This window comes from Ectopseudomonas oleovorans, from assembly GCF_003052605.1.
Classification (GTDB): domain Bacteria; phylum Pseudomonadota; class Gammaproteobacteria; order Pseudomonadales; family Pseudomonadaceae; genus Aquipseudomonas; species Aquipseudomonas oleovorans_A.
In genome coordinates, this window is record NZ_QASO01000001.1 from 23897 (window position 1) to 24405 (window position 509).

1 protein-coding gene is annotated in these 509 nt (G+C 52.8%); it reads right to left on the minus strand.

All coding sequences use genetic code 11. The features are described from left to right. Positions 1 to 80: 80 nt before the first annotated feature. A partial coding sequence (tnpA, locus tag DBO86_RS00130; protein ID WP_146173169.1) for an IS200/IS605 family transposase occupies positions 81 to 509 on the minus strand: 429 nt, incomplete at its 5' end.

The following is a 509-nucleotide window of genomic DNA, read 5'->3' on the forward strand; positions in this document are numbered from 1 at the left end:
ACAACCACCGACTGAAGTCGGTGGGTTAGTGACTTACGGACTGAAAGTCCGGATACGCGTCGACTGAACGACGCGTCGGATCAGTCAGGCTCCATCCTGAAATTATCGTTCGGGCTCGGCTCAAAATGATGCTCCAGATACTGCTTGATCATCTCTTCCGTCATCTGCCCAACCGTCGCGCAAAAGTACCCGCGAGCCCAAAAATGCTGCCCCCAATAGCGCTTTTTCAGATGGGGAAACTCCTCGAAAAGCTTGCTCGCCGTACGCCCCTTGATCCGCCTCATGATCTCACTCGGCGCCAAATTCGGCGGACTGCTCACCAGAATATGCACGTGATCCTTGCTCACCACACCTTTCACAATCCGAATTTCAAATGCTTCGCACGTCTGTCTCACCAGCTCTCGCACTCGCTCAGCAACCTCACCGCTGAGCACCTTGTATCGGTACTTAGTCACCCAAACAAAGTGATACTCGATCTGGTAGACCGTATGACTGCCGTATCTGTAATC